Annotated in this window: 17 protein-coding genes; 6 read left to right on the top strand and 11 right to left on the bottom strand. The window is 66.2% G+C overall.

What is annotated here, in order from left to right:
- Positions 1–82: 82 nt before the first annotated feature.
- The 7 genes from LZD57_RS22400 to LZD57_RS22370 all read right to left on the bottom strand — a co-directional run bounded on the left by LZD57_RS22400 (position 83) and on the right by LZD57_RS22370 (position 8,738).
- A complete protein-coding gene (locus LZD57_RS22400; protein WP_233721815.1) occupies positions 83–502 on the bottom strand; it encodes a type II toxin-antitoxin system VapC family toxin in 420 nt (139 codons plus the stop codon).
- A 2-nt stretch (positions 503–504) separates the two neighbouring features.
- Complete coding sequence (locus LZD57_RS22395) at positions 505–783, bottom strand: hypothetical protein (RefSeq protein WP_233721814.1); 279 nt, start codon at positions 781–783, stop codon at positions 505–507.
- Between the two features lie 15 nt (positions 784–798).
- Positions 799–2,031, bottom strand: a complete 1,233-nt coding sequence (locus tag LZD57_RS22390; protein ID WP_233721813.1) for an ABC transporter permease — start codon at positions 2,029–2,031, stop codon at positions 799–801.
- 1 nt (position 2,032) lies between these two features.
- Positions 2,033–3,160 (bottom strand): microcin C ABC transporter permease YejB, encoded by a 1,128-nt coding sequence (locus LZD57_RS22385; protein ID WP_233721812.1) that lies wholly within the window; start codon positions 3,158–3,160, stop codon positions 2,033–2,035.
- A 173-nt stretch (positions 3,161–3,333) separates the two neighbouring features.
- Complete coding sequence (locus tag LZD57_RS22380) at positions 3,334–5,211, bottom strand: extracellular solute-binding protein (protein ID WP_233721811.1); 1,878 nt, start codon at positions 5,209–5,211, stop codon at positions 3,334–3,336.
- Positions 5,211–7,229, bottom strand: coding sequence for an extracellular solute-binding protein (locus LZD57_RS22375; protein WP_233721810.1), 2,019 nt, complete (start codon positions 7,227–7,229; stop codon positions 5,211–5,213). The genes LZD57_RS22380 and LZD57_RS22375 overlap by 1 nt, the downstream gene beginning before the upstream one ends.
- Positions 7,230–7,457: 228 nt before the next feature.
- Positions 7,458–8,738 (bottom strand): c-type cytochrome, encoded by a 1,281-nt coding sequence (locus LZD57_RS22370; RefSeq protein ID WP_233721809.1) that lies wholly within the window; start codon positions 8,736–8,738, stop codon positions 7,458–7,460.
- A 194-nt stretch (positions 8,739–8,932) separates the two neighbouring features.
- Between LZD57_RS22370 and LZD57_RS22365 the strand changes: the two genes are divergently transcribed.
- Together LZD57_RS22365 and LZD57_RS22360 are read left to right on the top strand one after the other, a co-directional pair.
- Positions 8,933–9,661, top strand: coding sequence for a 3-deoxy-manno-octulosonate cytidylyltransferase (locus LZD57_RS22365; RefSeq protein ID WP_233721808.1), 729 nt, complete (start codon positions 8,933–8,935; stop codon positions 9,659–9,661).
- Between the two features lie 5 nt (positions 9,662–9,666).
- Positions 9,667–10,632 carry a prephenate dehydratase gene (locus tag LZD57_RS22360; RefSeq protein ID WP_420844850.1) on the top strand — a complete coding sequence of 322 codons (966 nt, stop codon included), beginning with the start codon at positions 9,667–9,669 and terminating at the stop codon, positions 10,630–10,632.
- A gap of 370 nt (positions 10,633–11,002) precedes the next feature.
- Here the strand turns inward: LZD57_RS22360 and LZD57_RS22355 are convergent, their stop codons facing one another.
- A complete protein-coding gene (locus LZD57_RS22355) occupies positions 11,003–13,192 on the bottom strand; it encodes a lytic transglycosylase domain-containing protein (protein ID WP_233721806.1) in 2,190 nt (729 codons plus the stop codon).
- A 471-nt stretch (positions 13,193–13,663) separates the two neighbouring features.
- Here LZD57_RS22355 and dapA point away from each other — a divergent pair, with 471 nt between their 5' ends.
- The 3 genes from dapA (at position 13,664) to LZD57_RS22340 (ending at position 15,877) form a co-directional block, all read left to right on the top strand.
- Positions 13,664–14,545, top strand: a complete 882-nt coding sequence (dapA, locus tag LZD57_RS22350) for a 4-hydroxy-tetrahydrodipicolinate synthase (protein WP_233721805.1) — start codon at positions 13,664–13,666, stop codon at positions 14,543–14,545.
- A 154-nt stretch (positions 14,546–14,699) separates the two neighbouring features.
- The gene (gene smpB, locus LZD57_RS22345; RefSeq protein WP_233721804.1) at positions 14,700–15,167 is read left to right on the top strand and encodes an SsrA-binding protein SmpB; all 468 of its coding nucleotides are present in this window, start codon (positions 14,700–14,702) and stop codon (positions 15,165–15,167) included.
- A 302-nt stretch (positions 15,168–15,469) separates the two neighbouring features.
- A complete protein-coding gene (locus LZD57_RS22340) occupies positions 15,470–15,877 on the top strand; it encodes a hypothetical protein (RefSeq protein WP_233721803.1) in 408 nt (135 codons plus the stop codon).
- Positions 15,878–16,076: 199 nt separating this feature from the next.
- Here the strand turns inward: LZD57_RS22340 and LZD57_RS22335 are convergent, their stop codons facing one another.
- A complete protein-coding gene (locus LZD57_RS22335) occupies positions 16,077–17,501 on the bottom strand; it encodes a DUF2252 domain-containing protein (RefSeq protein WP_233721802.1) in 1,425 nt (474 codons plus the stop codon).
- 105 nt (positions 17,502–17,606) lie between these two features.
- On the opposite strand from LZD57_RS22335, the gene LZD57_RS22330 reads away from it, so the two are divergent.
- On the top strand, positions 17,607–18,098 hold the full coding sequence (locus LZD57_RS22330) for a metallophosphoesterase family protein (protein ID WP_233721801.1): 492 nt from the start codon (positions 17,607–17,609) through the stop codon (positions 18,096–18,098).
- A gap of 2 nt (positions 18,099–18,100) precedes the next feature.
- On the opposite strand, the gene LZD57_RS22325 is transcribed toward LZD57_RS22330, so the two are convergent.
- The gene (locus LZD57_RS22325; RefSeq protein ID WP_233721800.1) at positions 18,101–18,562 is read right to left on the bottom strand and encodes a PIN domain-containing protein; all 462 of its coding nucleotides are present in this window, start codon (positions 18,560–18,562) and stop codon (positions 18,101–18,103) included.
- Complete coding sequence (locus LZD57_RS22320) at positions 18,559–18,801, bottom strand: type II toxin-antitoxin system Phd/YefM family antitoxin (RefSeq protein ID WP_233721799.1); 243 nt, start codon at positions 18,799–18,801, stop codon at positions 18,559–18,561. The genes LZD57_RS22325 and LZD57_RS22320 overlap by 4 nt, the downstream gene beginning before the upstream one ends.
- Positions 18,802–18,886 lie beyond the last annotated feature (85 nt).

Raw genomic sequence — 18,886 nt, 5'->3', positions numbered from 1 at the left:
CCCCACTGTAATGTCGGTCTGAACGCGGGTTTCGATCACGATATCCGTTCAATGGAAGATGCCTTGCTGGATTGAACGAGTTTCAGAGCAACCGCGCGATTATCTCGGCTTCGGAGATTCGCGTCAAAGAAGCCGGAAACCGGAGCCGCTGATCGCTCGACAGAATGCTCTTGCAACCGGTTTCGAGGGCGGTTGCGACGTGGATGGCATCCGGCAGCTTGCCCCCGTTCTCCGCCCTGACCGAAGCACTTCTCATCAGCACGTCGGTCGTGATCGGGATGGTCCTGACGGCGAGTGGCCGGGTGAGGAGCGCCCGATAGGCGCGGACGAGATCCTCTCTTGCCGCAGCCAGCGGTCTGACCATCACCTCCGCGAGGGAAAGTTGGCTCGTCAGAAGATCGAAATGGCCTCTGGCAGACAATTCGAAGAGCTTCATGACCTCGGCGTGGTTCTTCTCGACGAACGCGATCAGGATGTTGGTGTCGACGTAGACCGGAGCCACCTTCAGTCATCCCACTCGTCGCGAAGGGCACGGATCCGCTGCACCGCCTCCTCCGTCGTCGTGCCCAGATCGGCCCCGGCTCCCCAGATTTTTCGAAGCGCCGCAAGCCGCTGCTCCAGTTCCTCGGGCGGGACCGAAGGACGCGTTGCAACGCCTTCCGATTCCGCCAGCTCCCCCTCGAACGTCACACTCACCGGCGTACCGGCAACGAACTTCTCGCGGATGTCCTCCGGCAGGTCGTCGACGCCGACCGTCTTCGTGATGCGTCCGATCTCACCCATGGTCACCTCCTCGCCTCATCCGAAGCTCTTGCGCGGGTCGAAGGCGTCGCGCACGGCCTCGCCGATGAAGACGAGCAAGGATAGCATCAGGGCGAGCACGAGAAAGCCGGAAAAGCCGAGCCAGGGCGCCTGCAGGTTGTTCTTGCCCTGGGCAAGAAGCTCTCCGAGGGACGGCGAGCCGGGCGGCAGGCCGAGGCCGAGGAAGTCGAGCGCCGTCAAGGTGGTGATCGAGCCCGACAGGATGAAGGGCAGGAAGGTCAGCGTCGCGACCATCGCGTTGGGCAGGAGATGGCGGAACATGATGGTGAAGTTGCCGACGCCGAGCGCCCGCGCCGCGTTGACGTATTCGAAGTTGCGGGCGCGCAGGAATTCCGCCCGCACGACGCCGACGAAGGCCACCCACGAGAACAGCATCATGATGCCGAGCAGCACCCAGAAGCCGGGCGGCAGCACGGCGGCGATGATCAGGAGCAGGTAGAGCACCGGGATCGACGACCAGATCTCGATGAAGCGCTGGAAGATGAGGTCCACCCAGCCGCCGAAATAGCCCTGGACGGCGCCGGCGGCGACGCCGATGACGGCCGAGCCGACGGTCAGCGCCAGCCCGAACAGCACCGAGATGCGGAAACCATAGATCACCCGCGCGAGGACGTCTCGGACCTGATCGTCCGTGCCGAGCCAGTTCATGTTGCCGAGGGTGCAGCCGGGGTCGGCGACGCCCTCTGCATAGGCCTGGCATCGTTCCTCCGCCGAGAGCGTCCAGAATGGCGGGGAGGGGGCGGGCGTCGGCGGCTCGAGGTTCTTGGTGTCGTAGGAATAGCGGATCGGCGGCCAGATCATCCAGCCATTGGCATTGATTTCTTCCTGGTTCACCGGGTCGCGATAGTCCGTCACCGGCAGAAAGCCCCCGAAGACCTCTTCGGGGTAGTCGACGAAGACGGGGTAGTAGAATTCGCCCTTGTACTCGACCAGGAGCGGCCGGTCGTTGGCGACGAATTCGGCAAACAGCGTGACGACGAAGAGGATCGCGAAGATCCAGAGCGACCAGTAGCCGCGCCGGTTGGCCTTGAAGTTCTGCCAGCGGCGCCGGTTGATCGGCGACAGGCGCGGGCGTTTGACGAGTTCGCCTTCCGGCGCGAGCTGGGCGATGCCGCTCGTCTGCTCGCGGGCGATGTCCGCGGCCCGCTCCTCGGGGAGTTCGCGGTTGTGGTTTTCCTGTTTCTGGCGGTCGCGCAGAGCGTCGTCCATGTCAGACCTCCCGCTTCTCGAAGTCGATCCGCGGATCGACCCACGTGTAGGTCAGGTCCGAGATCAGCGTGGTGATGAGGCCGATCAGCGAAAAGATGTAGAGGGTGGCGAAGACCACGGGATAGTCGCGCTTGTAGATGGAATCGAAACCGAGATAGCCGAGCCCGTCGAGCGAGAAGATCGTCTCGATGAGCAGCGAGCCGGTGAAGAAGGCGGAGATGAAGGCGCCGGGAAAGCCGGCGATGATGATCAGCATGGCGTTGCGGAAGACGTGGCCGTAGAGGACGCGGCTCTCCGTCAGCCCCTTGGCCCGGGCGGTGGTGACGTATTGCTTGCCGATTTCGTCGAGGAACGAGTTCTTGGTCAGAAGCGTCGTCGTGGCGAAGGCCGATAGCGACAGGGCGATCAGCGGCAGTGTCAGGTGCCAGAAATAATCCGGAATGGTCTGCGTCACGCAGTCCGCCGGGGCGAACTTCGCCGACCAGGGGGCGCACCATGCGCCGCTGACGCCATCCGACAGGAGGCCGCGCAACGGGAACCAGTCGAGGAACGACCCGCCGGCGAAAAGCACCATCAACAGGACGGCGAAGATGAAACCGGGGATCGCATAGGCGACGATGACGATGCCGGACGTCCACACGTCGAAGGACGAGCCGTCCTTCAACGCCTTGCGGATGCCGAGCGGGATCGAGATCAGGTAGGAAATCAGCGTGATCCACAGGCCGAGCGAGATCGACACCGGCATCTTTTCCAGGATCAGATCCCACACGCCGATCGAGCGGAAATAGCTCTCGCCGAAGTCGAAGCGGGCGTAGTTCCAGATCATCAGGCCGAAGCGCTCGAGCGGCGGCTTGTCGAACCCGAACTGCTGCTCCAGCCGTTTGATGAAGGCAGGATCGAGCCCCTGCGCGCCGCGATAGCCGGAATCCTGGTTGCTGGAGGAGGAACCGAAGTCCGAGCTTCCGCCGGAGACCCGGTCGGCGGCGCCGCCGGCCTCGCCGCGCAGGCTGGCCACCACCTGTTCGACCGGGCCTCCGGGCGCGAACTGGACGACGACGAAGGAGATCGCCATGATCCCGAGGATCGTCGGGATCATCAGCAGCAATCGGCGAAGGATATAGGCGCCCATGTGGGGTTTCGCGTCTCCGGTTGGCGTCGCCCGGCCCTGAGGCGGCGACGCGGAATTCGCCAGTCTTTCCCGTTGTTAACCAAAAGCGCGGCCGGGCGCAAAAGGAGCGATGGTCACGCCGGACCGATCCGTCGGGCCGATCTCGAAGCGCCACTCTTTCGGGAGAGGCTTACTCAGGCCTTGCCGAGCGCCTCGGCCTTCTCGGCGTCGACCCACCAGAGCCGCTCGACCGGCCAGCCATAGTCGGGTTTCGGCTCCCTGAAGCCGAACATGTCCCAGTAGGCGGCGCGATGGCTCTCGGAATGTATGTTCGGGATCCAGTCGAATCTCGCCCGCAGAACGCGGTCGAGCGCCCGCATCGCCATGGTGAGGCTGCGGCGGTCCTCGGCGCGGTTGACGACGTCGATCAACGCGTCGACGCCCGGATCGGCCATGCCGACGAAGTTGTTGGAGCCCTCGCGGTCCTTCGTCTGGCTGCCGTAGAAGTTGACCAGCGTGTCGCGGGTGGGGGTCGCCCCCATCGAATAGGCCGCGCCGATCAGGTCGAAATCGAAACGGTTCTGGCGTTCCTGATACTGGGCACCGTCGACCAGCCGGAACGACGCGTCGACGCCGACGGCCTTCAGCGTCTGGACGAACTTCGAATAGACCCGCTCGAAGCCGGGATCGTCGATCATGTATTCGAGCGTGAACGGCTGTCCGGACGCATCGACCAGGCGGCCGCCCTTCTGCGTCCAGCCGGCCTCGCCGAAGAGCCGCAGCACCTCGCGCAGGCGCGTGCGGTCGCGGCCGGAGCCGTCCGAGACGGGCTGGGTCCAGACCTCGCCGAAGACCTCCTCGGGCAGCTTGTCGCGCAGCGGCTCGAGGATCTCCAGTTCGGCGGGCGAGGGCGGTCCTTCCGCCTTGAAGTCCGAGGTTTCGAAGCAGGAGTCCGAATGCTTGTAGATGCCGTAGAACATCTGGGCATTCGTCCATTCGAAGTCGAAGCACAGATTGATCGCCTGTCGCACCCGGCGATCGGCGAAACGCTCGCGGCGCTGGTTGAGCGCCCAGCACTGGAAGGTCGGCGTCTTCTCGCGGGGAAACTCGCGCTTGACGACGGAGCCGTCGAGGACGGCAGGGAAATTGTAGTCGGTCGCCCAGGTCTTGGAGGTGAATTCCTCGCGGAAGGTGATGCTGCCCTTCTTGAAGGCCTCGAAGGCGACCGTCCGGTCGCGGAAGAACTCGATCCGGATCGTATCGAAATGGTCGAGCCCGCGGGCGAAGCCCATCTCCTTCGCCCAGTAATCCTGCCGCTTGCGGTATTCGATGTACCTGCCGAACTCCATGGCGCCGATCTCGAAGCGACCGCTGCCGGGGATCGCCTTGGCCGTCACGCTTTCGAACGGCTCGGCGTCGAAGAACGCCTTCGGCACGATCGGCATGCCGAAGACGCCGAGGGCGTCCTGGTCGGTCTGCTTGCCGGAAAAGACCAGGCGCACCCTGTCCGGCGCGTCGGCGACGACCTCGACCACTTCCTGCAGGGTGATCTGCAGGGAGGGGTGGCCCTTTTCCTTGAAGGTCTCGTAGCTGAAGACCACGTCCTCCGCCGTCACCTTGGCCCCGGTCGAGAACGTCGCTTCGGGCCGCAGCGCGAAGACGTAGGCGTTGCGATCGGGCGAAATCGTCACGGTGGCGGCGAGGGCGCAGTAGAGCGCATCCGGCTCGTCCAGCGAAGACGTCATCAGCGCGTCGTAGAGCCCTTCGATCCGCGGCGGAGCATTGCCCTTGAGGACGAAGGTGTTCAGCGTGTCGAAGGTCAGCGGCGACTGGTTGAGCATCCAGTTCGGCACGAAGAAGTCCAGCCGCCCGCCGGAGGGCGCGTCGGGCGTGGCGTAGTCGAATTGGGCGAAGTCCGCTGGATATTTCAGGTCGCCGAAGGCCGACAGGCCATGCAGCGGCGTTTCGGTCGGCGAGGCGGCGAAGCCGCGACCGGGCAGGGCCGCCGATGCGGCGAGACCGAGCGCCATCTGGCCGAAGCGGCGGCGGGTGAAACGGAGCGTCGTGCCCATCAGTTCGCCGCAGCCTCTTCGGCGCTCTTGATCCACCATGCGAAGGGGTCGATGCTGGAATAGCCGGGGCTCTTGTCGGGCATGCCGAACTTGTCCCAATAGGCGAGCCACGTCTCGTTCTTGAACCACTGCGGAACGACGTAATACTCCCACAGCATCACCCGATCGAGCGCCCGCGTCGCCGCGACGAGCTCGTCGCGGTCCTTGGCGTAGACGATGTCGTTGACGAGCGCATCGATCGCCGGGTTCTTGATGCCGGCATAGTTGCGGCTGCCGGGCGTGTCGGCGGCCCCGCTCGACCAGAAGTCCCGCTGCTCGTTGCCGGGCGACATCGACTGCGGGTAATATTTCAGCGACGTCATCTCGAAGTCGAAATTGGTCAGGCGCTCGATGTACTGATTGGAATCGACGATGCGGATCGTGGCGTCGATTCCTAGCCGCTTCAGGCTGTCGGCATAGGGCTGCAGCACGCGCGCATCGGTCGGATCGTCGCCCAGCATCTCGATCGAGAACTGGCGACCCGTCTTGGGATCGACCAGACGCGTCCCCTGCAACTCATAGCCGGCCTCCCGGAAGAGTTCGAGCGCCTGGCGCAGATGCTCGCGTGTCGAGCGATTGTCGGTATAGACCGGCAGACTGAACTCTTCGGTGAAAACCTCCGGCGGGATCTGATCCTTCAGAGGCTCGAGGAACTTCAGCTCCCGCTCGCTCGGCAGGCCCGACGAGGCGAGCTCGCTGTTGTCGAAATAGCTGCCCATGCGCTCGTAGAGGCTGAAGAAGAGCGACTTGTTCATGTCCTCGAAATTGTAGGCCAGGGTCAGCGCCTCGCGCACCCGCCGGTCCTGGAACTTCGCGAGGCGATTGTTGAGGACATAGGCCTGCATCGACTCGACCTGATTGTCGGGGATCGTCGTCTTCTTGACCTCGCCTTTCTCGAAGGCAGGGAAATTGTATTCCTGTGCCCAGCGGCGCGAGCTGTTCTCGATCCGGTAGTCGTCGAGGCCGCCCTTCTTGAACGCTTCCCAGGCCGCGTTGGCATCGCGGATATAGGTGTAGTCGAGCTTGTCGTAGTTGTAGCGACCCTTGTGGGTCGCGACGTCCGCGCCCCAGTAGTCCTTGACGCGCTCCCATTCGATCGACTGGCCGGTGACGAAAGGGCCGATCTCGTAGGGGCCGGAGCCGAGCGGCGGCTCCAGCGAAGGCTGCGAGATGTCGCGGGGCTTGCCGTCGGGGCCGGTGCCTTCCCACCAGTGCTTCGGCAGGACGGTCAGATCGCCCATGATGTGGGGAAGTTCGCGGTTGCCGGTCTGGTCGAAGGTGAAGGTCACCTCCCGCTCACCGGTCTTCTCCGCCTTGACGACGTTCTTGTAATAGGTCGCCCACTGCGGATGCAGTTCTTTCAGCGTGTCGAAGCTCCAGATCACGTCCTCGACGGTGATCGGCTCGCCGTCGTGCCACTTCGCCTCCGGATCGAGACGGAAGGTGACGAAGGAATCGTCCTTGGGAAAGCGCACCGCCTCGGCGATCATCGCATGGGTGACCGAGGGCTCGTCCGTCGATTGCTCCATCAGCGTGTCGTAGAGCAGGCCCCCGCCGAAATTGGCGAGTCCCGCGGCGGGCGTCCCGCGCACGACGAAGGGGTTGAAGCTGTCATAGGAACCGACGACGACGGAATTCAGCGTGCCGCCCTTGGGCGCGTCGGGATTGACGTAGTCGTAGTGCTGGAAGTCGGCCGGATATTTGGTCGCCTCGGCCAGAGACATCGAGGTCTGCCATTCGCCGGCCGCGGAAAGATCGGCCGTCGGATCTGACGAGGAAGCGGGCGCAGGTGCCGTCTTCTCCCGACCCGGATTGGGCTCCGCGCCGGGGTTCGGCGCGGGCGTAGCCTGCGCCGCCGGCGCCGCCGTTTCGCCGGTGGCGGCGCCTCCCTGATCCTGCGCATGGCCGGCGGCCATCGAAAGGCCGAGGGCCATGCATGACGTGGCGAGAAAATGGGCGGCGCGCGTCAGGATCGGCAAGGGCATGTCTCCGCGAGAGCGTTCCGTTCTGTCGAGGCTTCGGTATCGCACGGCTTTATGGCGACCATCGGGGCGCCCTGCCAAGTGACGATTCGTTCATATCGCAGGGAAACCTGTGTCCGCGAGGGCCGCAGGCAGGGCAAAACGTCGCCCAAACATGCGAAAGCCCCGGTCGCCGACCGGGGCTCTGCGGCTTTCGGAGAATCGTGACCCCGCGAAGCGGCGGGCTCACTCGCCCTTCTTGGCGCCGTTCTCGTCGAAGCTCGCGAGATAGGCGATGACGTTGTCGATGTCCTCGGGCTTCTTCAGGCCGGGGAAGGACATCTTGGTGCCTGGGGCCACGGCCTTCGGGTCGGCGAGCCAGGCGTGCAACTCCTCGACCGTCCAGGTCGGGTGTTCCTTGGCATAGTCCTGCAGCGCCGAGGAGAAGGTATAGCCTTCGACGGCGGCGATCTTCTCGCCGAGGATGCCGTTCAGCTCCGGCCCGATCTTGTTCTTGGCGCCTTCGCCGACCGCGTGGCAGGCGCGGCACTTGTTGAAGACCTTCTCGCCGGCGGCCGGGTCTCCCGCAAGGGCGACTTCGGTGGCGCCGCCAGCCGCCGGTGCCGCGGCTCCCGCATCGCTCGATGCGGCTGCCTGCTCGCCGCCTTCGGCCGGAGCCGCCGCCTGACCGGCATTGCCGCCTGCGGCGTTCTCCTCGCCGTCCGCGGCGGGCTGGCTCTCGTCGCTGGCGGCAGCGGCGGGGGGAGCCGGTTGTTCGCCCTGCACGCCCTCGGCCGACATCTTCGCCTCGGTGGTCGCCTCGCTGCTTTCGACCGGTGCCGATTCGGGAGCCGATCCGGCCTCGACCGGCGCCTGGGCCTCTTCTCCGCCTTCGCCCATCTTCGTGGTCGTCGCGGGGTTGGTGACCTCGGGCGGCTCTTCGCCGCCAGCCGCGGCTTCGCCTTCGGCCGGCGCCTCGGGGAGCGGTGCCGGGTTGTCCGACAGCGTGTGCAGATAGGCGATCAGGTTGGCGCGATCTTCCGGGCTCTTCACGCCGGCAAAACCCATCTTCGTGCCGGAGACGACGCCTTTCGGATCCTTCAGGAAGTGATAGAGGTGGTCATAGTCCCAGTTGGCCGAGCCGCCCTCGGAAAACTCCTGCATGCCCGCGGAATAGGAGAAGTCCGAGACCGAGGCGATCGGCCGCGTGACGACGTCCCACAGATGCGGGCCGACCTTGTTCGGGCCGCCCTTTTCGCCGGAGTGGCAGGCCGTGCATTTCTTGAAGACGGCCTCGCCGGCGCCGGCGTCGGCGGACTGCAGGAGTGCGGCGATCGGCGGATCTTCTGCCGCGGCTGCCGGCGCGCCGGCTTCTCCCTCGGAGGGCTCTGCTGCGACGATCTCGTAGCCCGGCTGTTCGGGCGCCTCGGAGTGGAACAGCCCTTCGGCGAGGATGCTGCCTCCGAACAGAACGAAGACGGTGCCGAGGATGGCGCCGAAGATCTTGTTGGCCTCAAACGAATCCATTGGCGGGACTGACCCTCCCCATCAAATGCCACAACTCTGCCGGTTCGGCAGACCCCCAGGTGAGACGCGCCGGACCGTAGGGTTTTTGCCGATTCAAGGCAACACCTGTAAAAGGCGCGCCTCCGGGGCTTTTGACACTTTCCAAACCTCGGCTCAAGCTTCGACAAACGAATAAGGATTTCGGGCAGCCCGCCATGTCGACACTCATCCTCATTCCCGCCCGCCTCGGCTCGACGCGGCTCCCGAAAAAGGCTCTCGCCGACATCGCCGGCAAGCCGATGGTGGTGCGCGTCGCCGAACGGGCGGTGGCCGCCGCGGCAGGCCGGGTCGTCGTCGCGACCGACGCCGAAGAGATCCTGAAGGCCGTCGAGGCCGCGGGTTTCGAGGCGGTGATGACCTCGGTCGACCACCAGTCGGGCTCCGATCGCATTCACGAAGCCTTGCAGAAAGTTGATCCGCGGCGCGAGGCGGAGACGATCATCAACGTCCAGGGCGATCTGCCGACGGTCGAGCCCGAGACGATCCGCTCGGCGCTCGCCCCCTTCGATAACCCGGGCTGCGACATCGCGACGCTCGCCGCCGAGATCACCCACGAAGCCGAGCGGGTGAACCCGAACGTCGTCAAGCTCGTCGGCTCGCCGATCGGGCCGCACCGGCTTCATGCGCTCTATTTCACGCGCGCCACGGCGCCATGGGGCGAGGGGCCCCTCTACCACCACATCGGCCTCTACGCCTATCGCCGCGAGAGCCTCGAACGGTTCGTCTCGCTGTCCCCGTCGGTGCTTGAACGCCGCGAAAAGCTGGAACAGCTGCGGGCGCTGGAAAACGGGATGCGAATCGACGCCGAAATCGTCGATACGGTGCCGCTCGGCGTCGACGGGCCGGACGACCTCGTCCGGGCGCGCGAAATCTACGGAGCATGACAATCATGGCCGACGACCGCCCGATGATCGCCTTCCAGGGCGAACCCGGCGCCAATTCCGACATGGCCGTCCGGGACGTCTTCGGCGACGCCTACGAGGCGCTGCCGTGCCCGTCCTTCGACGATGCCTTCGCCGCGCTGAAGACCGGTACGGTGGAGCACGAGGGCCGGGAGCGGCGGGTCGAGCGGGCGATGATCCCGATCGAGAACACTTTGGCCGGCCGCGTCGCCGACATTCATCTGCTGATGCCGGATTCCGGCCTGCAGATCGTCGGCGAATACTTCATGCCGATCCATTTTCAGCTGATGGCGCTGCCGGGCGTCGAGCGCAGCGAGATCCGCAGCGTCTCCAGCCACATCCACGCGCTCGGCCAATGCCGCAAATATCTGCGGGCGCAGGGCTGGAAGCCGCAGGTCTCGGGCGATACCGCCGGGGCCGCCCGCGAGGTGGCCGAGGCCGGGGACCGGACGCGGGGCGCCCTCGCGCCGCGGCTCGCCGCCGAGTACTATGGCCTCTCGATCGTCGAGGAAGACGTCGAGGACGCGGCCAACAACGTCACCCGCTTCGTCATCCTGGCCAATCCGGGCCAGCAGCCCTTCGCCGATCCCGACGAGCAGCGGTTGAGCCTGTGGGCCGCGCGCGACCCGGAAAAGAGCGACGACGGCCGCCAGATGGTCAGCCGCAACGTCGTGACCACTTTCGTCTTCCGGGTGAAGAACATTCCGGCGGCGCTCTACAAGGCGCTCGGCGGCTTTGCCACCAACGGCATCAACATGACCAAGCTGGAGAGCTACCAGCTCGGCGGCAGCTTCTCGGCGACGCTGTTTTACGCCGACGTCGAAGGCCATCCCCACGACCCGGCGCTCGGCCGGGCACTCGAGGAACTCCGGTTCTTCTCCGCCGAATACCGCAACCTCGGCGTCTACCGCGCCGCCGACAACCGCCAGGCGCTGCTCTTGCCGGGGGAGTGAGATTCAAAGGCAGCGGCTTTCACAGTCGCCCTCACCCCGAGGCGCTCGCGCAGCGAGCCTCCAAGGGCGAGGGCGCATCGCCCGCGCATCGGCAGCTGTTCGACGCCGTGCCGGCAGCAGATCCTCGCCCCTCGAGGCTTCGCTCCGCACGTCGGGATGAAGGGCTTGCGCTCTCATCCCGCGCGGTCCGCCTCGCGGGCGATCTTCAGAATTCGTTCCGGCAGCCCCGCGCTTTCGAGAAATGGCGCGTGGCCCTGGCCGGCGACCGTCCGGAGCAAGGTCACCCCCCTCTGCCTGCCGGCATCTCCCCCGCAAGGGGGGAGATCAGGCCAACCGCCAGCCTGGGCCCGGCTTCGAGCGATTGCCCTGGTCACCCCCGGCGGCCGTTGACGAGGTCGCTCTCGATCGAGAAGGGCGCGCCGAGGCGCATTTTGTAGACCTGATAGTTCTCCATGATCCGCTGGACGTAGTTGCGCGTCTCGGTGAAGGGGATCCGCTCCACCCAGTCGACCACCTGATCGAGCGACATGCCGCGCGGATCGCCGAAGCGTTCGATCCATTCGCGCGCCCGCCGCGGACCGGCATTGTAGGCGGCGAAGGTGAGCACGTAGGAGCCGTCGAAATTGTCGATCTGATCGCCGAGATACTGCGCCCCGAGCGTGGCGTTGTAGCCTGGATCTGCGGTCAGCCGCTGGGGCGAATAGGCGACGCCGACCTTGCGGGCCATGCTCTTCGCCGTCCCCGGCATCAGCTGCAGCAGGCCGAGGGCGCCGACCGGCGAGCGGGCCTTGGGATTGAAGGCGCTTTCCTGCCGGGCGATGGCATAGGCGAGCGCCTTGCCCGAGGCCGAGATGTTGGCGCTTTCCGGGATGACGCCGATCGGGAAGGCGAGGGCGGGGGCGTCGACGCCGCGCCAATAGGCGATCTTGCCGACCTGCAGCACGAGATGATGGTCGCCGCGCCGCTCGGCCATGACCGAAAGGAGGGCGAGCTCGCCCGGGCTGTCGAGCTCGTCGGCAAGGCCGCGATAGAGGATGTCGGCGCGCCAGTCCGAGCCGATCTGCTCGAGCCGCTGGATCGCCCTCACCGCGGGGCGGGAGGCAAAGCGCTGACGCTCGGCGCTGCTCGGGTTCGGGAAGGCGATCGGGCCGGGGCGGTGGCCGAGCCGCGAGGCGGCGAGCTGGCCGTAATAGGTCGCGCCGTAGTGCGCGGCCCGCTGGTAGTAGCCGCCGGCGCTGCCGGAGCGCGCCGCCTCGGCGGCCCGGCCGAGCCAGTAATAGCCGCGCGACAGGGACAGCGGCTTGTTCGACATCTGGACGATGCGGGCGAAATGCTGGGATGCGGTGGCGGCGTCGCCGAGGAAGCGCAGCGCGATCCAGCCGGCGTGGAACTCGGCCTCCACGGCCTCGGTGGAATCCAGCGCCGAATGGCCGGCGGCGATGCGGTAGGCCTGTTTCGCCTTGCCGAGATCGAGAAGGTCGCGGGCGACGATGCGCCGCTCGTTCCACCAGGCGTCGGGATCGATCAAGGTCGCCGGGTCTCGCGGCGAGTTGGCGAGGATCTCGGCCGCCTCGTCGACCTTGTGGGCCTTGCGGTCCAGCTCGACGACCGCGAGCAGATAGCCGGGGTCCGAGCGCTCGGACCGCGGCACGGCGGCGAGCAGCCGTCCGGCATTCGACTGGTTGCGGATCACGGCGGCGCGGGCGGCGTAGAGTTCGCTCGCCCCGGCGAGCTTGGCGACGCGCTCGGCGTCGCTCACCCGCTCGCGATAGAGCAGCATGTCCATGCGGTGCTTGTGGTCGCTCCGGCCGAGCAGCGTGCCGAAGGTCGACAACATCCGGCTTTCGGTCGAGCGGTCCATCACCTCGGTCCGCCAGCTCTTCTGGATCAGCTGCTTGGCGCGGCCGACCTCGCCGACGCCGAGATAGGCCTTCGCCAGCGCCATCGCGCCTTCGGGGCTTTCCGGCGTGCTGCCGGCGAAGGCGGAGATCACCTCGGGGGCGGGGCGGTCCTCGCGCCAGATCGCCTTTTCGGAATTGATCCGCAGCGCCTTCATGCCCGGCCAGCCGGCGAGCGTGCGGGCGGCATTGGCGATGTCGATCGCCGGAACGTCCCGGCCGCCGGTCAGGGCGATCGCCCAGGTGAGGATCTCGCGGTCGAGGCTGCCGGGCGTCATGCCCTCGCGGATCGCGCGGGCCCTGAGGGCATTGCCGTCGGACAGCGCCTGCAGCCCGTCCTTCAGCGCGCCGTTGACGGGGGCGACGGGCGACATGGCGCGCGGCATCGCCGCGATCGAGGCGGTGAAGGCTGCCGCCTCGGCCGGAACCTGCGCGGCCGGCGCCCGGCGGGGAACGGGAATGCCCGACGGGATCGGGGCCGGAACCGCGGCGCCGAACCGGCCGGGATCGAGACCGACGCCCACGGCGACGCCGCCCGGCCGCGCCGTCGGCAGCGGGCCGAGATCGGGCAGGAAGTCCGTCTGCGCGAGCGTGGGCTGCGCGATCAGCGAGGTCGCCAGCGACACCAGCAGCAGTCGGGCGAGGCGCGAGGGCTTCGGCATGAACATCCTCATCGGGTGTCGAAACGTCGGTCGGAACGCCGGCGCTTTCGTCTCCGGCATGGTTGTCGATTCTTCCACGATCGCCGTTAAGCTCCTGTTACCGTCCCCAGTCTCGCCGATGCTGCCGACATTGACGAGCCCGCTTGTTTCCCCTTTCGAGCTTCAATATGTTCGCCCGACCAGCGAAAGCATCGCGACGGTTCGCGCCGTCTGTGAGTTCGCCGACCGCAGTCCGATCGCGACACCTGCCGGTTCGAACGGCCGCTCCAGGGGCGGCGCGTGGCCCGGCGACTTGCCGAGGGCGCTCGTTTCCGGCGGCCGCCTCGCTCATTCGGGCCGGGGCGCCGAGCCATCGGAACGGCGTCTTCAGCGTCCGGACCGTCGGCAGCCTGCCGCGGACGATGGCGGCGGCTTTCCCGGAAAAAAAACGATAAACTCCGCGGCAGGGGCCCGGAGGGGTGGGAGTGAATGATGTTCAATGGCTCGATTCCGGCGCTGGTGACGCCTTTCGCCGAGGACGGCACGTTTGCGGAGGAGACCTTCGCCGACTTCGTCGAGTGGCAGATCGCCGAAGGCTCGACCGGCGTCGTCCCGGTCGGCACCACCGGCGAGAGCCCGACGCTTAGCCATGACGAACACAAGCGCGTCGTCGAGGTCTGCGTCAAGGTCGCGACCGGACGCGTTCCCGTGATCGCCGGCGCCGGCTCCAACAACACCGACGAGGCGATCGATCTCGCCGCCTTTGCCGAAACGGCCGGGGCCGACGGCCTGCTGGTGGTGACGCCCTACTACAACAAGCCGAACCAGCGCGGTCTCTACGCCCACTATGCAGCGATCGCCGAGGCGGTGTCGCTGCCGATCCTGATCTACAACATTCCCGGCCGCTCGATCATCGACATGACGCCCGAGACGATGGGCCGGCTCTGCGCCGACTTCGCCAACATCGTCGGCGTCAAGGACGCGACCGCCAAGGTCGACCGCGTCTCCGAGCAGCGGGCGACCTGCGGCACCGGTTTCGTGCAGCTCTCCGGCGAGGATTCGACGGCCCTCGGTTTCAACGCCCATGGCGGCCACGGCTGCATCTCGGTGACGGCGAACGTCGCGCCGCGGCTCTGTGCGGAGATGCAGGGCGCCTGCGCGAGGGGCGACTATCGGACGGCGGTCGAGATCCAGGACAGGCTGATGCCGCTGCACAAGGCGCTGTTCCTCGAGCCGAGCCCGACGGGGGTGAAATACGCGCTGAACCGGCTCGGCAAGGTCGCCAACAGCGTCCGCCTGCCGCTGGTGCCGATCGAGGCCTCGACCGCCGAGACGATCGACCGGGCGCTCGCCCATGCCGGCCTCGCCGGCTGACGATCCCGCCGACCTTCCTGCCGGAAGGCACCGGTCGGGGCGCGTGAGGCCGGCTTTGCCGGCTGCGCCCTGGCGGATCCGGCGGGCAGGGACCAGATGTCGTCTCGGCACGCGAACAGAAGGGACGTGCGCTTTCCGCGCACCGGATCGAACCATGGCCAAGAAAAAATCCGACTCGAACGTCGCGGCCGAGAACCGCAAGGCGCGGTTCAACTACGAGATCGTCGAGACGCTGGAGGCGGGGCTCGTCCTGACCGGCACCGAGGTGAAGTCGCTGCGCGGCGGCAAGGCCTCGATCGCCGAGGCCTATGCGACGGAAGAGCAGGGCGAACTCTGGCTGATCAATTCCAATCTGCCGGAATATCTCCAGGCCAACCGCTTCAACCACAACCCGAAACGCCGCCGCAAGCTGCTCGTCCACCGCACCCAGCTGAACAAGCTCGCCGGCGCGGTGCAGCGGGACGGCATGACGCTGGTGCCGCTGAAGATCTATTTCGACGATCGCGGCATGGCCAAGATGGAACTCGCCGTCGCGAGGGGCAAGAACGCCCCCGACAAGCGCCAGACCATCAAGGAGCGCGACTGGAACCGCCAGAAGCAGCGGATTTTGAAGGAGGGGTGAGCCTCTCTCGCCGTCTCCGGCGCTCGATGCGCCCGCCCGCGGCGACACCGACCGACGCCGCGAAAACCCCGTGCGAAGACCCCCGGCGGCGCGGCTGGGCCCGAGTTTGGCGGCAGTCTCCTCGCCGGGCCCTTGAAGAAGCGCCGCAGCGATGTCTGGCCGCCCGCCTCCGATGAAACGGAGGGGACAGCGGAACGCCGGAGGCAAGCCCTCCGATATTCTAAGGCAGGAGGGCTAGCCGCGACAGTCGTCACTGCGCATTCTCTCGCTCTCAGACATAGCCAAGGAGCGGGATTTTTCGGATGCCATTAAAAGAATTGCTTGGTTATCAATTCATATATATATCGGCTTTTATTGTCTGGAGAATTTTGATTGTTTTACTGATTTTTTATTTTCCCTTTGTTCCAGCATCCGGATCGGGCGTGAGCGGCATCACGATTCTGCTATCGTGTTCCACCACCCTCTATTTTTACGTCCGGCGCGAGAGCAGTCCACCACTTGGAAGAGAATATTGGATCATGGTATCGATTAGCGCGGCAATTTCTTTTATCTTAGATTTAATCGTGTTTTTCTCTGTGATGCATTATCAATCCATCCCATTTTCTGCCGATTATGCAATTCTCATGGTTTTTTTAATTACAGCCGCGCTCAGCCTTTTTGGAAATATGATTGGATATTCCGATTTCGTCGCACGACGATGGCTTCGCTGAATTAGCAAACCCGCACCAGCGAAGGCGGGCTTCAAGTGCGAATGTCCCGCTTCACGGCTGATACAGCGTCGAGGCAAACGGTCCGATTGTGTCGGAAGCCGAAGGTCAGCTTTCCGCGGATCCCGCCCGGAAGCTGCCAGTCTCCTTCCGGCCCTCTTTCGCCGAGCCCCCCCTTGACGACCGGCGCCGTCCGCTACCCTCACCGATAAACCATATCGATGCTGTCGAACGCCCCCAGCGCGTGGTCCTCGCGGAAGAAGGCGTGGTCTTGCTCGAGGCGGTCGGCGGCTTCTTCGGCGAAGCGGACGAGGTCGGCGACGAAGAGGTCGCGCGGGGTGGCGGCGGCGACGATGGAGGGTTCGACGTCGTAGTCGATCTGGCCGAGGTCGTCGGAGAGCGCGTGGGCCTGGGCGAGCACCGCGCCGCAGACTTCGGCGTATTCCTTCCAGGTCGAGTAGCTCAGCTCGTCGAGGTCGATGTCGTCGCGGAAGGGCGCGCGCTCGCGGCTCATGAAGCTTTCGCCGTCGATCGTCACGGCGCCGTAGAAGACGTCGCCGTGGGCGAGCTGCACGGCCTGGCCGTGGGCGATGCGGTCGGCCTTGTCGCCGGCGTTGAAGTCGGACGGCGGGACGAGGCCGTCGAGGGCCGAGCGCCGGGCGCTCTTGAACTCGATGATGATGTCGTCGGTGGCATTCTTCGAGGGGCCCTCGATGAGGACGTAGTAGCGCGGCAGGCCGAGCGAGGCGGTGCCCTGGCCGTGGCGCATGCAGACGTCCTTGACCTTCAGCTCGCCGGCGCGCCGGTGCGCGTCGATGCCGTTGGCCTCGGCGAGCTCGTCGATCGCCTTCTGGAACTTGCCGATCTCGCCGGAGATCGGCTGCAGCTCGTCGGAGGGGCGAAAGCCCCGGCCGGAGCCGTCGAGATAGTCCTCCCAAAGCCAGGCCTCGCGCTCCTCCCAGGCCTCCTCGAACAGCCGCTGGATCACCTTCGGCGAGTTGTCCATCCGGTAGCTGTCGTTCTTTTCCGTCGCATGTTCGGCATAGCCCTCCATCGCCGTGAAGTAGCCGCTGACGAAATGCTCGACGATCTTGCGCCGCTTCTTGCGCTTCAGCCCGCCTTCCTCGCGTGCGGCGATCCAGAAGCCGACGGCGCCGCGCTTCAGGTCGAAGGTGAAGGGGGCGTAGATCGTCTCGTCGAAATCGTTGACGCCGAAGATCGGCGCGCCGTGCTCGTCGGGCATGACGCCGAAATTCTCCGGATGGACGTCGCCGAGCGCCATGACGGACGGCATGTCGGCATCCTCGCCGACCATGTCGCGATAAAAGAGGAGGGCGGTGCCGCGGAAGAACTTGAAGAAGTCGCCCGCGAGTTCGTCGAACTTCATCCGGGCGGCCTCGTTGCGCTGTTCGATGCGCTGGGCGTGATCCTCCCGCAGGGTCGAGCGGACGTGCTCGCGCCGGGCCTGGCCGGTGAGAAGGACCGGCGGGACGATCTGCTCGCCCTCGGCGATGCGGGCCGACAGGGCGCGGAACACCTCGACCCGGCCTTCCGCCTTGCGCGACGGCTTGACCTCGACCTTTTTCGACTTCGTCGCCGGCTTCTTCGTCTTCTGCCCCTTGGCCATGATCCGTCCTTCGTCGTGCTTTTACCGGGAACGCTGCGGAAGGACGGCCGTTCCGCCCCGAACCGCCATGGGGCCGGGGAATGCCGGTGCCGGACGCGGCGGACCATGAGCGGATCGGAAATGGAGCGGGCGCAGCCCATGCCCATCGTCGGGATCATCTCGGACACGCACGGCCTGTTGCGGCCGGAAGCCCTCGTCCCCCTCCGCGCCGCTGAGCACATCATCCATGCCGGCGACATCGGCGCGGCGGAGATCGTGCCGCAGCTTCGAAAGATCGCGCCGGTGACGGCGATCCGCGGCAATGTCGACGAGGCGGCATGGGCGCGCGAATTTCCGGAGACCGCGACGGTGGACCTCTTCGGGCGTCGCTTCTTCGTCATCCACGATCGGGGCGATCTCGCCTTCGACCCTGCGGCCGAGGCGATCGACGCGGTGATCGCGGGCCATTCGCACAAGCCCGGCATCGAGACCCGCGACGGGGTCCTTCATCTCAATCCCGGCAGCGCCGGCCGCCGCCGCTTCAAGCTGCCGGTCGCCGTGGCGACGGTGATGGTGGAGGGGGAGACGATGACCGCGACGATCCACGAGATCGGGTAGGTCTACGATCCGGGGAGGGGAGGCGGGCCGTCTTCGTAGGGATTCGTCAACGCAATGCCCATGGGTGCGAAGTGTCTGGCGTTACGGGTCACGAGCCGCAGGCCGTGCGCCGCGGCCGTCGCGGCGATTGCGACGTCGGCGAGACCGGGTGCGGCGCCGCTCATCCTGGCCCGGGCCGAAAGCATGCCGGCGAGGCGCGCCGCGTCGCGGTCGAGCGGCAGGATGCGATTGCCGTAGAGGTGCTCGACGGTTTGCAGCCAGGCCCGCAGGCGCGCCGCCTTCCGATGTTGCCCCCTGATCGTCGACAGCTCGGCTCCGGCCTCGATCTCCGCTATCGTCACGACCGAAAGAAAGATGTGGTCGGTGGCGGCTTCCAACCAGTCCTTCAGCTCGCCGAAGCTCCACCGCTGATCCTTCACCGGCGCACTTTCGGACAGGATGTTGGTGTCCAGCAGGTAGCTCAACGATCGAGGTCGTGCAGTGGCGTCTCGTCACGCTCGGGAATGTCGCCATCGACGAGTCCCGAGGCGGCCAGGAGCTTGCCGAAGCTCGGCACCGTCGAGAGACGCTGCCATTCGTCGAAGGACAGGATGACCGCTTCCGGCTTGCCATGGCGCGTGATGATCGACGGCTCGCCGCGGTTGGCGTCGTCGACCACAGCCGAAAGCGCCGCCTTGGCATCGCGCAACTGGATCTCACGCATCGGCTTGCTCCCATGACCACTGTGGTCATTGATAGGCGGTGCGGGGAGCGCTTTCAATGCATGAGACGTCGCGACGGCGGTAACG

The sequence above is a fragment of the Jiella avicenniae genome, assembly GCF_021390325.1.
GTDB classification, from domain to species: domain Bacteria; phylum Pseudomonadota; class Alphaproteobacteria; order Rhizobiales; family Rhizobiaceae; genus Jiella; species Jiella avicenniae.
Note: the sequence above shows the minus strand (reverse complement) of the source record. Positions and strands in the feature narration are given on the sequence as shown.

Excerpts from the sequence above, each read along its gene's own strand:
- LZD57_RS22395 (WP_233721814.1), bottom strand. The coding sequence starts at position 783 with ATGGGTGAGATCGGACGCATCACGAAGACGGTCGGCGTCGACGACCTG.
- LZD57_RS22390 (WP_233721813.1), bottom strand. The coding sequence starts at position 2,031 with ATGGACGACGCTCTGCGCGACCGCCAGAAACAGGAAAACCACAACCGC.
- LZD57_RS22385 (WP_233721812.1), bottom strand. The coding sequence starts at position 3,160 with ATGGGCGCCTATATCCTTCGCCGATTGCTGCTGATGATCCCGACGATC.
- LZD57_RS22320 (WP_233721799.1), bottom strand. The coding sequence starts at position 18,801 with ATGCGTGAGATCCAGTTGCGCGATGCCAAGGCGGCGCTTTCGGCTGTG.
- LZD57_RS22380 (WP_233721811.1), bottom strand. The coding sequence starts at position 5,211 with ATGGGCACGACGCTCCGTTTCACCCGCCGCCGCTTCGGCCAGATGGCG.
- dapA (WP_233721805.1), top strand. The coding sequence starts at position 13,664 with ATGTTCAATGGCTCGATTCCGGCGCTGGTGACGCCTTTCGCCGAGGAC.
- LZD57_RS22330 (WP_233721801.1), top strand. The coding sequence starts at position 17,607 with ATGAGCGGATCGGAAATGGAGCGGGCGCAGCCCATGCCCATCGTCGGG.
- LZD57_RS22340 (WP_233721803.1), top strand. The coding sequence starts at position 15,470 with ATGCCATTAAAAGAATTGCTTGGTTATCAATTCATATATATATCGGCT.
- smpB (WP_233721804.1), top strand. The coding sequence starts at position 14,700 with ATGGCCAAGAAAAAATCCGACTCGAACGTCGCGGCCGAGAACCGCAAG.
- LZD57_RS22365 (WP_233721808.1), top strand. The coding sequence starts at position 8,933 with ATGTCGACACTCATCCTCATTCCCGCCCGCCTCGGCTCGACGCGGCTC.
- LZD57_RS22335 (WP_233721802.1), bottom strand. The coding sequence starts at position 17,501 with ATGGCCAAGGGGCAGAAGACGAAGAAGCCGGCGACGAAGTCGAAAAAG.
- LZD57_RS22370 (WP_233721809.1), bottom strand. The coding sequence starts at position 8,738 with ATGGATTCGTTTGAGGCCAACAAGATCTTCGGCGCCATCCTCGGCACC.
- LZD57_RS22360 (WP_420844850.1), top strand. The coding sequence starts at position 9,667 with ATGGCCGACGACCGCCCGATGATCGCCTTCCAGGGCGAACCCGGCGCC.
- LZD57_RS22355 (WP_233721806.1), bottom strand. The coding sequence starts at position 13,192 with ATGCCGAAGCCCTCGCGCCTCGCCCGACTGCTGCTGGTGTCGCTGGCG.